Here is a 14,299-nt window from a genome sequence, read left to right as displayed (position 1 = left end):
GCAGGCCGCATCCTCGCCAGCTTCCCCGAGCAATTGGGTGACAAGGCCGTAGCAGACCACCTCGCCGAACTGGGCGCCCTGGCTGTTACCCCTGAAGCCAACATCATCAAGCTGCCTAACATCAGCGCCTCGGTTCCTCAGTTGCAAGCTGCCATCAACGAGCTGCAAGCTCAGGGCTTCAACATTCCGGACTATCCGGAAACGGTTAATACCGACGCCGAGAAAGACATCAAGGCGCGTTACAGCAAAGTCATGGGCAGCGCTGTAAACCCGGTACTGCGCGAAGGCAACTCGGACCGTCGCGCTCCGCTGTCGGTTAAAAACTACGCACGCAAGCACCCGCACAAAATGGGCGCCTGGGCTGCTGATTCCAAGTCCCACGTGGCTCACATGAGCGAAGGCGACTTCTACGGCAGCGAAAAAGCCGCCCTGATCGAAGCCCCGGACAGCGTTAAAATCGAACTGATCGCTCAAGACGGCACCACCACCGTCCTGAAGGAAAAAACCGCCGTACAAGCCGGCGAGATCATCGATTGCTCCGTAATGAGCAAAAAAGCCCTGCGCGAATTCGTAGCGGCCGAAATCGAAGACGCCAAGAAACAAGGCGTGCTGTTCTCGGTCCACCTGAAAGCCACCATGATGAAGGTTTCCGACCCGATCATGTTTGGTCAGATCGTGGCTGAGTTCTACAAGGATGCGCTGGCCAAACACGCCGACGTCCTGAAAGAAATCGGTTTCAACCTGAACAACGGCATTGGCGACCTGTACGCCCGCATCAAGGCGCTGCCTGCCGAGAAGCAAGCTGAGATCGAAGCCGATATCCAGGCTGTCTACGCTAACCGCCCTGCACTGGCGATGGTGAACTCTGACAAGGGCATCACTAACCTGCACGTTCCAAGCGACGTGATTGTCGACGCTTCGATGCCGGCGATGATCCGTGACTCCGGTAAAATGTGGAACACTGAAGGCCAGTTGCAAGACACCAAGGCCATCATCCCGGATCGCTGCTACGCCACCATCTACCAGGCCACGATCGAAGACTGCAAGCAACACGGCGCTTTCGATCCAACCACCATGGGTAGCGTGCCAAACGTTGGCCTGATGGCGCAAAAAGCCGAAGAATACGGCTCGCATGACAAAACCTTCCAGATCAAAACCCCTGGCGTTGTTCGGGTCACCGACAGCAACGGCACTGTGCTGATGGAGCAAAAGGTTGAGGAAGGCGATATCTGGCGCATGTGCCAGGCCAAAGACGCGCCGATCCGCGACTGGGTAAAACTGGCCGTCAACCGCGCTCGCGCCAGCAACACTCCTGCCGTCTTCTGGCTGGACCCAAAGCGCAGCCACGATGCTGAAATGATCAAGAAGGTTGAAACCTACCTGAAAGATCACGACACCAGCGGCCTGGACATTCGCATCATGGCACCTGTAGATGCCATGAAGTTCACCCTGCAACGCACCCGTGCGGGCCAAGACACCATTTCGGTGACCGGCAACGTACTGCGCGACTACCTGACTGACCTGTTCCCGATCATGGAACTGGGCACCAGCGCCAAAATGCTGTCGATCGTCCCGCTGATGAATGGCGGTGGCCTGTTCGAAACTGGCGCAGGCGGTTCGGCACCCAAGCACGTCCAACAACTGCTGGAAGAAAACTTCCTGCGTTGGGACTCGCTGGGTGAGTTCCTGGCACTGGCTGCTTCCCTGGAGCACCTGGGTACCACTTACAACAACCCGAAAGCGTTGGTATTGGCCAAGACTCTCGACCAGGCCACCGGCCAGTTCCTCGACAACAACAAATCGCCATCGCGTAAAGTCGGCAACATCGACAACCGCGGTAGCCACTTCTACCTGGCGCTGTACTGGGCTCAAGCCTTGGCAGCCCAGACTGAAGACAAAGAGTTGCAAGCCCAATTTGCCCCTGTAGCAAAAGCCATGACTGAGAACGAGGCAACAATCGTTGCCGAACTCAACGCCGTGCAGGGCAAGCCGGTCGACATCGGTGGTTACTACCACGCTGATGCCGACAAAGTGAGCAAAGTAATGCGCCCTAGCGCCACACTGAACGCGATCATCGCTTCCGTGTAAGAGCAACAGGCAACAACACAAACCCCGGCCCACGACGCCGGGGTTTGTGTTTTGGGGCCCGACTATCTCGTAGCAGCTGCCGAAGGCTGCGTCCGGCGACGTAGTCGTCGTAAAATCAATACCTGCAATTTGTCAGTTACACCGCACACCCAGGCTTTACGATTGCTTCGCAACCGGACGCAGCCTTCGGCAGCTGCTACGTACAATTCATTACAAAGAGATCAACTTAATGGAATGGAAACCCCACATCACTGTCGCCACGGTCATTGAAGACAATGGCCGGTTCCTGATGGTCGAAGAGCTGAAGCACGGCCGCGCCGTACTCAATCAACCGGCCGGCCATTTGGACCCCAACGAAAGCCTGATTGATGCGGCGATCCGCGAAGCCCTTGAAGAAACCGGTTACGACGTTGAACTGACCGGCGTCATTGGCATTTATCTGTACACCGCCCCCAGCAATGGGGTGACGTACCAACGCGTCTGCTTTGCCGGTAAAGCCATCAAGCACCACCCCGAATACACCCTGGACACTGGCATCATCGGCCCGCTGTGGTTGACCCGCGACGAACTGCTGGAGCAACGCGAGCGCTGGCGCAGCGAGCTAACCCTGCAGTGCATTGACGATTATCTGAGCGGCAAACGCTTCGACCTGACGTTAATCCGCCCTTCGGTTTAGCCTTGCGCGCTCGGGCCTGCTAGAATCGCGTCCTTTTTCAAGACACTCATTGAAACCTTATGCGTGATCCAGCCCTAGTCGCCCCCGAAAAACAGCGCGTCATCGTCGGCATGTCCGGTGGTGTCGACTCTTCCGTTTCCGCCGTTCTGCTCATGGAGCAGGGCTACCAGGTGGAAGGCCTGTTCATGAAGAACTGGGAGGAAGACGACGGAACGGATTACTGCACCGCCATGGATGACCTCGCAGACGCCCAGGCCGTGTGCGACAAAATTGGCATCAAGCTGCACACCGCCAACTTTGCCGCCGAGTACTGGGACAACGTGTTTGAGCACTTCCTGGCCGAATACAAGGCCGGACGCACGCCAAACCCGGACATCCTGTGCAACCGCGAAATCAAGTTCAAGGCGTTCCTCGACTACGCCCTGATGCTGGGTGCCGATTTGATTGCTACAGGCCACTATGTACGCCGTCGCGACATTGACGGCCGCACCGAACTGCTTAAGGGCCTTGATCCGAACAAGGATCAAAGCTACTTCCTGCACGCCGTCGGCGGCGAGCAAATCGCCAAAACCCTGTTTCCGGTCGGCGAGCTGGAAAAACCGGAGGTGCGCCGTATCGCCGAACAACACGGCCTGGCCACCGCCAAGAAAAAAGACTCCACCGGTATCTGCTTTATTGGTGAGCGTCGCTTCAGCGACTTCCTCAAGCAGTACCTGCCCGCTCAGCCGGGCGAAATCAAAACCACCGAAGGTGAAGTGATCGGCCGCCACCACGGCCTGATGTACCACACCATCGGCCAGCGCCAGGGCCTGGGCATTGGCGGCCTCAAAGACGCCAGTGATGAGCCGTGGTACGTGCTGATCAAAGACCTGGAGCACAACGAGTTGATTGTCGGCCAGGGCAACGATCACCCTTGGCTGTTCTCCCGCGCTCTGCTGGCCTCGGAGATCTATTGGGTCAATCCGGTCGACCTGAGCAGCCCACGGCGCTTGACGGCCAAAGTACGCTACCGTCAGGGCGATCAGCCTTGCACGCTCGAGAAAAGCGCAACCGGCTACCGCGCCACCTTCGACGATCCTCAGCGGGCCGTTACACCCGGCCAATCCGTGGTGTTCTACGACGGTGAAGTGTGCCTGGGCGGTGGCGTGATCGAAGTGGCCGAGCCCTGGACCAGCAAGGACCTGCGCGCATGAGCCCCACTCAGGAGCAATTGGTCGCTCTGGGCGGCGTGTTTCTCTGCGCCGTACTGGTGGACAAGATCGCCCGAACCGGGCAAATCAGCGAAGCTGACCTGAGCTGTATGCTCGGCAGCCTGCTGATTCGCGACCCCAAGAATACGCTCGAAGTCTACGGTGGCGACGATATCAACCTGCGTGAAGGTTATCGCGCACTGATCGGCGCACTTGAGCGCGACCCTGCCACCCTGCAACGTGAACCGCTGCGCTACGCCTTGTCGATGCTGGGCCTTGAGCGGCAACTGGCCAAACGTAACGACCTGATGGACCTGATCGGCAAGCGCTTGCCGCAGATCCAGTCACAAGTCGAGCATTTCGGCCCCGCTCACGAGAATGTCGTGGCTGCTTGCGGTGCGCTGTACCAGGACACCCTGAGCACCCTGCGCCAGCGTATTCAGGTGCACGGCGACATGCGCAACCTGCAACAACCCAGCAACGCGTCAAAAATTCGCGCACTGCTATTGGCGGGCATCCGCTCTGCCCGCCTCTGGCGCCAATTGGGTGGTCATCGCTGGCAGTTGGTCTTCAGCCGCCGCAAACTGCTCAAAGAGCTTTACCCCATGTTGCGCGGCGAATAACCCCTGCCGCGAACATGCCCTGAAACATCGATATGCGTATGACGCCGGTCACTTGGCAACGGACCGGCCGTTTTTTTCATGTATGATACGCGCCCCATTTCGTTGCCCGACTGTCCGAGAACACCCCATGCAGCTTTCTTCGCTCACTGCGGTTTCCCCTGTTGACGGCCGCTACGCCGGCAAAACCCAGGCCCTGCGCCCCATTTTCAGCGAGTACGGCTTGATCCGTGCTCGTGTTCTGGTTGAAGTTCGCTGGCTCCAGCGCCTGGCTGCTCACGCGGCCATCCCTGAAGTCCCGGCCTTCTCCGCCGAAGCCAACGCCGTTCTGAATGAACTGGCCGAGAACTTCTCGCTTGAGCACGCCGAGCGCGTCAAAGAGATCGAGCGCACCACTAACCACGACGTAAAAGCCATTGAGTACCTGCTCAAGGAACAGGCCGCCAAGCTGCCTGAACTGGCCAACGTCAGTGAGTTCATCCACTTTGCCTGCACCAGCGAGGACATCAACAACCTGTCCCACGCCCTGATGCTGCGCGAAGGCCGTGATGACGTAATGCTGCCCCTGATGCGCCAGACCGCCCAAGCCATCCGTGAACTGGCTATCCGCTTCGCTGACGTGCCCATGCTGTCACGCACCCACGGCCAACCCGCTTCGCCGACCACCCTGGGCAAAGAACTGGCCAACGTGGTTTACCGTCTGGAGCGTCAAATCGCTCAAGTCGCTGCTGTACCGTTGCTGGGTAAAATCAACGGTGCCGTAGGCAACTACAACGCCCACCTGTCGGCCTACCCGCAGATCGACTGGGAAGAAAACGCCCGCGCCTTCATCGAAGACGAACTGGGCCTGGGTTTCAACCCGTACACCACCCAGATCGAACCGCACGACTATATCGCCGAACTGTTCGATGCCATTGCGCGCTTCAACACCATCCTCATCGACTTCGACCGCGACATCTGGGGCTACATCTCCCTGGGCTACTTCAAGCAGCGCACCATCGCTGGCGAAATTGGCTCGTCGACCATGCCACACAAGGTCAACCCAATCGACTTCGAAAACTCCGAAGGCAACCTGGGTATCGCCAACGCCCTGTTCCAGCACCTGGCCAGCAAATTGCCAATCTCCCGCTGGCAGCGCGACCTGACCGACTCCACCGTACTGCGCAACCTCGGTGTTGGCTTCGCCCACAGCGTGATCGCGTACGAAGCGAGCCTCAAAGGCATCAGCAAACTTGAGCTGAACGCTCAGAAAATCGCGGCTGACCTGGACGCTTGCTGGGAAGTACTGGCTGAGCCCATCCAGACCGTGATGCGCCGCTACAACATTGAAAACCCGTACGAGAAGCTCAAAGAGCTGACCCGCGGCAAGGGCATCAGCCCCGAAGCGCTACAAACATTCATCGACGGCCTGGAAATGCCGGAAGCGGCCAAGGCCGAGCTGAAGCTGCTTACGCCTGCCAATTACATCGGCAACGCTGTAGAACAGGCCAAACGCATCTGATCGCTGCAACGAACTATTAACGCCCGGCCGAGCCGGGCGTTTTTATTCCCGATTACAAAGCGTATTTTTTCAATAGGTTACACATGAATCCTGATACACCACTTCAACTTCTAGGCGGCATCACTGCACGCGAATTTCTGCGCGACTACTGGCAGAAGAAACCGTTGCTGATTCGCCAGGCCATTCCTGACTTCGAAAGCCCGATCGACGCCGACGAACTGGCCGGCCTGGCACTTGAAGAAGAAGTCGAGTCACGCCTGATCATCGAACACGGTGAACGGCCATGGGAACTGCGCCGCGGCCCGTTCGCTGAAGATGCGTTCAGCAACCTGCCCGAGCGCGAGTGGACGTTGCTGGTTCAAGCGGTCGATCAGTTCGTACCTGAAGTGGGCGAACTGCTGGAAAACTTCCGCTTTCTGCCGAGCTGGCGCATTGACGACGTAATGATCAGCTACGCGGCCCCTGGCGGCAGTGTCGGCCCGCACTTTGATAATTACGATGTGTTCCTGCTCCAGGGCCATGGCAAGCGTCACTGGCAGATCGGCCAGATGTGCGACTCCGAGAGCAAGCTGCTTGAACATGCCGACCTGCGCATACTGGCGGATTTCCAGGTCACCGATGAATGGACCCTGGAACCGGGTGACATGCTCTACTTGCCGCCACGCCTGGCCCACAGCGGCGTCGCAGTGGATGACTGCCTGACTTACTCCGTCGGCTTTCGCGCGCCCAGCGCCGCTGAAGTACTGACGCACTTCACCGACTTCCTGAGCCAGTACCTGCCGGACGAAGAGCGCTATACCGACGCCGACGCACAGCCGGTCAGCGATCCGCACCAGATCCAGCGCGACGCGCTGGACCGCCTGAAAAATCTGCTGACCGAGCACATGAGCGACGAGCGCATGCTGCTGACCTGGTTCGGCCAGTTCATGACCGAGCCACGCTACCCGGAACTCGTCACCGGCCCGGAACTCGAAGAACAGGACCTGTTGAGCGACCTGGAACAGGGGGCGATTTTGATCCGCAACCCGAGTGCGCGCTTGGCCTGGTCTGAAGTGGACGAAGACCTGCTATTGTTCGCCAGTGGCCAAAGCCGCCTGCTACCGGGCAAACTGCGCGAATTGTTGAAAATGATTTGCGCGGCTGACGCACTGCACGCAGATAACCTCGGCCCATGGCTGGCCGATGAAGACGGACGCAACCTGCTCTGTGAGCTGGTCAAACAAGGAAGCCTGGGGTTTGCCGATGAATAGCATTCACGTACGTGTCGCCGACTGGCATAAGGACAACGCCGAACTTCGACGCATTCGTGAGGCGGTGTTCATTGGCGAACAGTCTGTCCCTCCCGAGCTGGAATGGGATGCCGACGATGACACTGCCGTGCATTTTCTGGCTTATGAGGGTGACTTTCCGATTGGCACCGCACGGCTACTGCCGGACGGCCACATCGGGCGGGTGTCTGTTCTCAAAGACTGGCGCGGCCTCAAAGTGGGTGACGCCTTGATGCAAGCCACGATCAGCGAGGCTGAAAAACGCGGTCTCAAAGAACAGAAACTCAGCGCCCAAGTGCACGCAACGCCGTTCTATGAGCGCCTGGGTTTCAAAATCGTCAGCGACGAATTCCTCGAAGCAGGTATTCCGCACGTTGATATGGAACGCGTTAGCTGATCGCCATCCGGTAGCTGCTCCCGTTAGCTGCGACAAGGGCCGAAAGACCTTCAATATAAGGGGTCGCTTCGCAACTCATCGCAGCCTTCGGCAGCGACTACAAAGGCCCAGCACAAACGCCCTGCCATCTTCGGATCGCAGGGCGTTTTGCTATCTGCCAAACTCCGGGGATACTTTTCACGTATTGCGGAGATAACGGACATGTCCTTACGCGTTTTCATCGCCAGCGTGCTAATGGTCTTAAGCATTAGCACGCTGGCCGACACTCAAGTCATCACCCTGCAAAACCGCACCAGCGCCGATTTACTACCGATTGCGCAGAATTTTATCGGCAAAAACGGCAAAGTCAGCGCCTACGGCAATCAGCTGATTGTCGAAGCAGCTCCCTCGAAAATTCAAAATCTTGAACACCTTCTCGCACAACTCGACACACCCGCCCAGCGCTTGCTCATTACCGTCGACACCCGCGATAACAGCCAGCCTGAGTCAAATTCAGACACCCGCGTGATCAGTACCGCCAGCCGTGAAGGCGGTATTCAGCAAATCGAGGCCACTGAGGGTGTCCCCGCGCAAATCCAGATCGGCCAGAGCGTGCCGCTCACCAGCACCCAGACGGACATGTATGGCCGACTGATGACTCAGACCGAATACCGCGATGTCACGCAGGGCTTTTTCGTCACCGCCACCCTCACGGGTGAAACGGTACACCTCGCGATTAGCACGCATCTCGACACCATAAGCCCAGAGCGCCCTGATGTAGTGAGCATGCAAAATACCAACACACAGATCAGCGGACCTCTCGGGCAATGGATCACCGTGGCCCGTAGCAGCAACCAGAGCCAGACCGGAAATAACGCTACAACCCTTACGTACTCTACTCAAGGCCGTAACGATATGACGGTTAGGGTCAAAGTCAACACGCTCGACCAGAAGACCCAAAACTGACTGACGGGTCGTATTAGACTAAATATGTAGTGCCACGAAAAAAGCACTACAAAGTGTTTGACGGTTCAAAAATGCAAAGGCATGATGGCCCCGCTCCCGCTAATCAGAGGCTCCACGAAAGGCCTCCGGACCCGCAGTACCCGTAGCGAGCCGCCACTCACGCATTACCCAAACACACTGGTTTTGCGTGGGCGGTGGAGCAAAAACACTTCAACCCAGACCTATGCGACGAGGTTTATCTCCATGGCACTGACACGCGAACAGCAAATTGCAGCCCTTGAAAAAGACTGGGCCGAAAACCCACGCTGGAAAGGCGTGACTCGCGATTATTCCGCTGCTGACGTGGTCCGCCTGCGCGGCTCGATTCAACCCGAGCACACCTTCGCAAAATTGGGCGCTGAAAAGCTGTGGAAACTGGTGACACAGGGCGCACACCCGTCCTTCCGTCCTGAGAAAGATTTCGTCAACTGCATGGGTGCCCTGACCGGGGGCCAGGCAGTACAACAGGTGAAAGCCGGTATCCAGGCTATTTACCTGTCGGGCTGGCAAGTGGCAGCAGACAACAACTCTGCCGAATCCATGTACCCCGATCAGTCGCTGTACCCGGTGGACTCGGTCCCAACCGTGGTCAAGCGCATCAACAACTCGTTCCGTCGTGCCGACCAGATCCAGTGGAAAGCCGGCAAGAACCCGGGCGATACAGGCTACATCGACTACTTCGCCCCCATCGTGGCGGACGCTGAAGCCGGTTTCGGCGGCGTACTGAACGCTTACGAGTTAATGAAGAACATGATCGAAGCAGGCGCCGCCGGCGTTCACTTCGAAGACCAGCTGGCCTCGGTAAAAAAATGCGGCCACATGGGCGGCAAAGTACTCGTACCTACCCAGGAAGCCGTACAAAAGCTGACCGCTGCACGCTTGGCTGCTGACGTTGCAGGTACGCCGACCATCATCCTGGCCCGTACCGACGCTAACGCGGCAGACCTGCTGACATCGGATTGCGACCCGTACGACCAGCCGTTCGTGACTGGCGAACGCACTAAAGAAGGCTTCTATAAAGTGCGTGCTGGCTTGGACCAAGCCATTGCTCGCGGCCTGGCCTATGCCCCTTATGCCGATCTGATCTGGTGCGAAACCGCCAAGCCTGATCTGGACGAAGCCCGCCGCTTTGCCGAAGCGATCAAAAAGGAATACCCGGACCAACTGCTGTCGTACAACTGCTCGCCTTCGTTCAACTGGAAGAAAAACCTGGACGACGCAACCATCGCCAAGTTCCAGCGCGAGCTGTCGGCCATGGGCTACAAGCACCAGTTCATCACCCTGGCGGGCATTCACAACATGTGGCACAGCATGTTCAACCTGGCGCACGACTACGCCCGCAACGACATGACCGCCTACGTCAAACTACAAGAACAAGAATTCGCCGACGCCGCCAAAGGCTACACCTTTGTCGCGCATCAGCAGGAAGTCGGCACCGGCTACTTCGATGACATGACCACCGTGATTCAAGGTGGCTCGTCTTCGGTGACCGCTCTGACCGGCTCGACTGAAGAAGAACAGTTCCACTGATAGCCGCTTCTTAGTGATGGGCGCCCCGACTGGTTCGGGGCGTTTTTTTGTGTGCCCGAACAACCCTGTAGGAGCGAGCTTGTCTCGCGATCTTTTGATCTTTTAAAAGATCGCGAGGCAAGCTCACTCCTACAGAGGGGTGAGCATTCACCAAAACCCTGACCCAGATCCATAAACTGAAACGTGAAGCAGGTTAAAAAACCAAGTTCAAAACTTGCCAAGTGCGCCTATATAAGCCAAGTTCAGTGCATTAGCCGGACTGCACCACAACATCGCACATCTTAAACGATATCAATTATCATTTAGAGCTGCTTTGGCTGATTGCTTGCGCAGTAAAACATAATCCCTGGAACACGCTGTAATCCACGGAACACAAGGCCTGCGTAGTTTTTTAGAAGTGCTATACCACTAAAGGAGTGAATTAATTCATCTTAGAAAATTTACTTGCTGGGTGTTTAGCCATAAAATCCCGGCCATCAATTGCGCTGCGACATATCGTCACTGCTTTATTACCTTTTTAAGCTCAGAGACCTTTGCTCTCTGTTAAGGATTTCCAGCATGCCCGAAGCGACAGGACTCATAGCCCATAACTGGGGCTTTGCCATTTTCCTTCTCGGTGTTGTCGGCCTCTGCGCCTTCATGCTTGGCGTCTCCAGCCTCCTCGGGTCAAAAGCTTGGGGGCGCAGCAAAAACGAACCGTTCGAGTCTGGCATGCTACCTACCGGTGGTGCCCGCTTGCGGCTCTCAGCCAAATTCTATCTGGTCGCGATGCTGTTCGTGATCTTCGATATCGAAGCCCTCTTTCTCTTTGCCTGGTCTGTGTCCGTCCGCGAAAGCGGCTGGACCGGATTCCTCGAAGCTCTCGTTTTCATAGCAATTCTGTTGGCAGGCCTTGTCTACCTATTTCGGGTGGGTGCTCTTGATTGGGCACCGGAAGCTCGTCGTAAGCGGCAGGCCAAGCTGAAACAATGAGGCTTTGGCGATGCAATACGAACTCACCAGGATCGACCCGGATGCTCCTAACGAGCAATATCCGATCGGCACACGGGAAACCGTTGCCGATCCGTTAGAAGATCAAGTCCACAAAAACATTTTCATGGGCAAGCTAGAAGACGTGCTGAACGGCACGGTCAACTGGGGGCGTAAAAACTCCTTGTGGCCGTACAACTTCGGCCTGTCGTGCTGCTACGTGGAAATGACCACCGCCTTCACGGCACCCCACGACATCGCGCGCTTTGGCGCCGAAGTTATCAGGGCTTCGCCGCGTCAGGCGGATTTCATGGTTATTGCCGGTACCTGCTTCATCAAGATGGCACCGATCATTCAGCGCCTCTACGAGCAAATGCTTGAGCCTAAATGGGTTATATCCATGGGTTCGTGCGCCAACTCCGGTGGCATGTACGACATCTACTCCGTGGTTCAAGGGGTCGACAAGTTCCTGCCCGTGGACGTTTACGTACCTGGCTGCCCACCCCGCCCAGAGGCTTTCCTGCAAGGCTTGATGCTCTTGCAAGAGTCGATTGGCCAGGAGCGTCGCCCACTTTCCTGGGTCGTTGGCGAACAAGGCGTGTACCGCGCCGAGATGCCATCGCAAAAGGAAGCGCGTCGCGAACAGCGTATTCAGGTCACCAACCTGCGCAGCCCTGACGAAGTCTGATCCAGCGTCGCTTCTATAAATAGAACGAAAAACTGGTTTCATTCTTTACGTTGAACGAAAGCGATAAAAAACCATGACTACAGGCTCCGCTCTGTACATCCCGCCTTACAAGGCTGACGACCAAGATGTGGTTGTCGAACTGAATAACCGTTTTGGCCCCGATGCATTCACTGCACAGGCCACGCGCACCGGCATGCCGGTGCTTTGGGTTGCCCGCGCCAAACTGGTTGAAGTCCTGACCTTCCTGCGCAACCTGCCAAAACCCTATGTCATGCTCTATGACCTGCACGGTGTTGACGAACGTCTACGCACCAAGCGTCAGGGCCTGCCATCAGGTGCAGACTTCACGGTCTTCTACCACTTGATGTCGCTTGAACGTAATAGTGACGTAATGATCAAGGTCGCCTTGTCCGAGAGCGACCTGAGTTTGCCAACCGTCACCAGTATCTGGCCAAACGCCAACTGGTACGAGCGTGAAGTCTGGGACATGTACGGTATCGACTTTGCCGGCCACCCTCACCTGTCGCGCATCATGATGCCGCCGACCTGGGAAGGTCACCCGCTGCGCAAGGATTTTCCAGCCCGTGCCACCGAATTCGACCCGTACAGCCTGAGCTTGGCCAAGGTTCAGCTGGAAGAGGAAGCCGCACGCTTCCGCCCTGAAGACTGGGGCATGAAGCGCTCCGGGGAAAACGAGGACTACATGTTCCTCAACCTGGGCCCGAACCACCCTTCGGCTCACGGTGCCTTCCGTATCATTCTGCAACTGGACGGTGAAGAAATCGTCGACTGCGTGCCAGACATCGGCTATCACCACCGTGGTGCCGAGAAAATGGCCGAGCGTCAGTCCTGGCACAGCTTCATTCCGTACACCGACCGTATCGACTACCTCGGCGGCGTGATGAACAACCTGCCGTATGTGCTCTCGGTCGAGAAACTGGCCGGCATCAAGGTGCCGGATCGTGTCGACACCATCCGCATCATGATGGCCGAGTTCTTCCGGATCACCAGCCACCTGCTGTTCCTGGGTACCTATATCCAGGACGTGGGTGCCATGACCCCGGTATTCTTCACCTTCACGGACCGTCAGCGCGCGTACAAAGTGATCGAAGCCATCACCGGCTTCCGCCTGCACCCGGCCTGGTACCGCATCGGTGGCGTGGCCCACGACCTGCCGAACGGCTGGGATCGCCTGGTCAAGGAGTTCATCGACTGGATGCCCAAGCGTCTGGACGAATACCAGAAAGCCGCTTTGGACAACAGCATTCTGCGCGGTCGTACCATCGGCGTCGCTGCCTACAACACCAAAGAGGCCCTTGAATGGGGCGTCACCGGTGCTGGCCTGCGTTCCACCGGTTGCGACTTCGATGTGCGTAAAGCGCGGCCGTACTCCGGCTATGAGAACTTCGAATTCGAAGTCCCGTTGGCGGCCAATGGCGATGCCTACGACCGCTGCATCGTGCGCGTCGAAGAAATGCGCCAGAGCCTGAAAATCATCGAGCAGTGCATGCGCAACATGCCAGCCGGCCCGTACAAGGCGGATCACCCGCTGACCACGCCGCCGCCTAAAGAGCGCACGCTGCAGCATATCGAAACCTTGATCACGCACTTCCTGCAAGTTTCGTGGGGCCCGGTCATGCCGGCCAACGAATCCTTCCAGATGATTGAAGCGACCAAGGGTATCAACAGTTATTACCTGACGAGCGATGGCGGCACCATGAGCTACCGCACCCGGATTCGCACCCCAAGTTTTGCCCATTTGCAGCAGATCCCTTCGGTGATCAAAGGCGAAATGGTCGCAGACTTGATTGCGTACCTGGGCAGTATCGATTTCGTTATGGCCGACGTGGACCGCTAAGCATGAACAGCACGCTTATCCAGACAGACCGTTTCGCCCTGAGCGAAACCGAGCGCTCGGCCATCGAGCACGAGATGCATCACTACGAAGATCCGCGCGCAGCGTCGATCGAGGCCCTGAAGATCGTTCAGAAGGAACGCGGCTGGGTGCCGGATGGTGCCGTATACGCCATCGGCGAGTTACTGGGCATTCCGGCCAGCGACGTTGAGGGTGTGGCTACGTTCTATAGCCAGATTTTCCGTCAGCCGGTCGGCCGCCACATCATTCGCGTCTGCGACAGCATGGTCTGCTACATCGGTGGCCACGAGTCCGTTGTCAGCGAAATCCAGAGCAAACTGGGCATCGGCCTCGGTCAAACCACACCGGACGGCCGCTTCACGCTGCTGCCCGTGTGCTGCCTGGGCAACTGCGACAAGGCGCCGGCGTTGATGATCGACGACGACACATTCGGTGACGTGCAGCCTGCTGGCGTCGCTACGTTGTTGGAGGGCTACCCATGACCCTGACTTCTTTCGGCCCTGCCAACCGCA

13 protein-coding genes are annotated in these 14,299 nt (G+C 57.4%); all 13 read left to right on the top strand.

The window, feature by feature from the left end; translation table 11 throughout:
* Positions 1-2,088 (top strand): NADP-dependent isocitrate dehydrogenase (locus Q1W15_RS06705; RefSeq protein ID WP_300725355.1); only part of this gene is annotated, 2,088 nt, incomplete at its 5' end.
* Between the two features lie 229 nt (positions 2,089-2,317).
* The gene (locus Q1W15_RS06700; RefSeq protein WP_300725352.1) at positions 2,318-2,764 is read left to right on the top strand and encodes an NUDIX hydrolase; all 447 of its coding nucleotides are present in this window, start codon (positions 2,318-2,320) and stop codon (positions 2,762-2,764) included.
* Between the two features lie 59 nt (positions 2,765-2,823).
* Positions 2,824-3,957 carry a tRNA 2-thiouridine(34) synthase MnmA gene (mnmA, locus tag Q1W15_RS06695; protein ID WP_300725350.1) on the top strand — a complete coding sequence of 378 codons (1,134 nt, stop codon included), beginning with the start codon at positions 2,824-2,826 and terminating at the stop codon, positions 3,955-3,957.
* Positions 3,954-4,577, top strand: a complete 624-nt coding sequence (hflD, locus tag Q1W15_RS06690; protein ID WP_300725349.1) for a high frequency lysogenization protein HflD — start codon at positions 3,954-3,956, stop codon at positions 4,575-4,577. Before mnmA ends, hflD begins: the two co-directional genes overlap by 4 nt.
* Positions 4,578-4,704: 127 nt before the next feature.
* A complete protein-coding gene (purB, locus tag Q1W15_RS06685; RefSeq protein WP_300725346.1) occupies positions 4,705-6,075 on the top strand; it encodes an adenylosuccinate lyase in 1,371 nt (456 codons plus the stop codon).
* Between the two features lie 83 nt (positions 6,076-6,158).
* Positions 6,159-7,325: a cupin domain-containing protein gene (locus tag Q1W15_RS06680; protein WP_300725344.1), complete on the top strand. Its 1,167-nt coding sequence runs from the start codon at positions 6,159-6,161 to the stop codon at positions 7,323-7,325.
* The gene (locus tag Q1W15_RS06675; RefSeq protein WP_300725342.1) at positions 7,318-7,740 is read left to right on the top strand and encodes a GNAT family N-acetyltransferase; all 423 of its coding nucleotides are present in this window, start codon (positions 7,318-7,320) and stop codon (positions 7,738-7,740) included. Before Q1W15_RS06680 ends, Q1W15_RS06675 begins: the two co-directional genes overlap by 8 nt.
* A 201-nt stretch (positions 7,741-7,941) precedes the next feature.
* The gene (locus Q1W15_RS06670; RefSeq protein WP_300725340.1) at positions 7,942-8,685 is read left to right on the top strand and encodes a secretin N-terminal domain-containing protein; all 744 of its coding nucleotides are present in this window, start codon (positions 7,942-7,944) and stop codon (positions 8,683-8,685) included.
* Between the two features lie 243 nt (positions 8,686-8,928).
* Positions 8,929-10,254, top strand: a complete 1,326-nt coding sequence (gene aceA / locus Q1W15_RS06665; RefSeq protein WP_300725338.1) for an isocitrate lyase — start codon at positions 8,929-8,931, stop codon at positions 10,252-10,254.
* 558 nt (positions 10,255-10,812) lie between these two features.
* Entirely contained in the window at positions 10,813-11,226 is a 414-nt protein-coding gene (locus Q1W15_RS06660) for an NADH-quinone oxidoreductase subunit A (RefSeq protein ID WP_300725336.1), read from the top strand.
* A 10-nt stretch (positions 11,227-11,236) separates the two neighbouring features.
* Positions 11,237-11,911 (top strand): NADH-quinone oxidoreductase subunit B family protein, encoded by a 675-nt coding sequence (locus tag Q1W15_RS06655; RefSeq protein WP_300725334.1) that lies wholly within the window; start codon positions 11,237-11,239, stop codon positions 11,909-11,911.
* Positions 11,912-11,984: 73 nt separating this feature from the next.
* On the top strand, positions 11,985-13,769 hold the full coding sequence (gene nuoC, locus Q1W15_RS06650; RefSeq protein ID WP_300725332.1) for an NADH-quinone oxidoreductase subunit C/D: 1,785 nt from the start codon (positions 11,985-11,987) through the stop codon (positions 13,767-13,769).
* A gap of 2 nt (positions 13,770-13,771) precedes the next feature.
* Positions 13,772-14,269 (top strand): NADH-quinone oxidoreductase subunit NuoE, encoded by a 498-nt coding sequence (gene nuoE, locus Q1W15_RS06645; protein WP_300725330.1) that lies wholly within the window; start codon positions 13,772-13,774, stop codon positions 14,267-14,269.
* The last annotated feature ends 30 nt before the right edge of the window (positions 14,270-14,299 follow it).

This window comes from Pseudomonas sp., from assembly GCF_030150285.1.
In the GTDB taxonomy this organism is placed as follows: Bacteria; Pseudomonadota; Gammaproteobacteria; order Pseudomonadales; family Pseudomonadaceae; genus Aquipseudomonas.
Note: the sequence above shows the minus strand (reverse complement) of the source record. Positions and strands in the feature narration are given on the sequence as shown.

Excerpts from the sequence above, each read along its gene's own strand:
- Q1W15_RS06670 (WP_300725340.1), top strand. The coding sequence starts at position 7,942 with ATGTCCTTACGCGTTTTCATCGCCAGCGTGCTAATGGTCTTAAGCATT.
- Q1W15_RS06700 (WP_300725352.1), top strand. The coding sequence starts at position 2,318 with ATGGAATGGAAACCCCACATCACTGTCGCCACGGTCATTGAAGACAAT.
- Q1W15_RS06660 (WP_300725336.1), top strand. The coding sequence starts at position 10,813 with ATGCCCGAAGCGACAGGACTCATAGCCCATAACTGGGGCTTTGCCATT.
- Q1W15_RS06655 (WP_300725334.1), top strand. The coding sequence starts at position 11,237 with ATGCAATACGAACTCACCAGGATCGACCCGGATGCTCCTAACGAGCAA.
- aceA (WP_300725338.1), top strand. The coding sequence starts at position 8,929 with ATGGCACTGACACGCGAACAGCAAATTGCAGCCCTTGAAAAAGACTGG.
- mnmA (WP_300725350.1), top strand. The coding sequence starts at position 2,824 with ATGCGTGATCCAGCCCTAGTCGCCCCCGAAAAACAGCGCGTCATCGTC.
- nuoE (WP_300725330.1), top strand. The coding sequence starts at position 13,772 with ATGAACAGCACGCTTATCCAGACAGACCGTTTCGCCCTGAGCGAAACC.
- Q1W15_RS06675 (WP_300725342.1), top strand. The coding sequence starts at position 7,318 with ATGAATAGCATTCACGTACGTGTCGCCGACTGGCATAAGGACAACGCC.
- Q1W15_RS06680 (WP_300725344.1), top strand. The coding sequence starts at position 6,159 with ATGAATCCTGATACACCACTTCAACTTCTAGGCGGCATCACTGCACGC.
- nuoC (WP_300725332.1), top strand. The coding sequence starts at position 11,985 with ATGACTACAGGCTCCGCTCTGTACATCCCGCCTTACAAGGCTGACGAC.
- hflD (WP_300725349.1), top strand. The coding sequence starts at position 3,954 with ATGAGCCCCACTCAGGAGCAATTGGTCGCTCTGGGCGGCGTGTTTCTC.
- purB (WP_300725346.1), top strand. The coding sequence starts at position 4,705 with ATGCAGCTTTCTTCGCTCACTGCGGTTTCCCCTGTTGACGGCCGCTAC.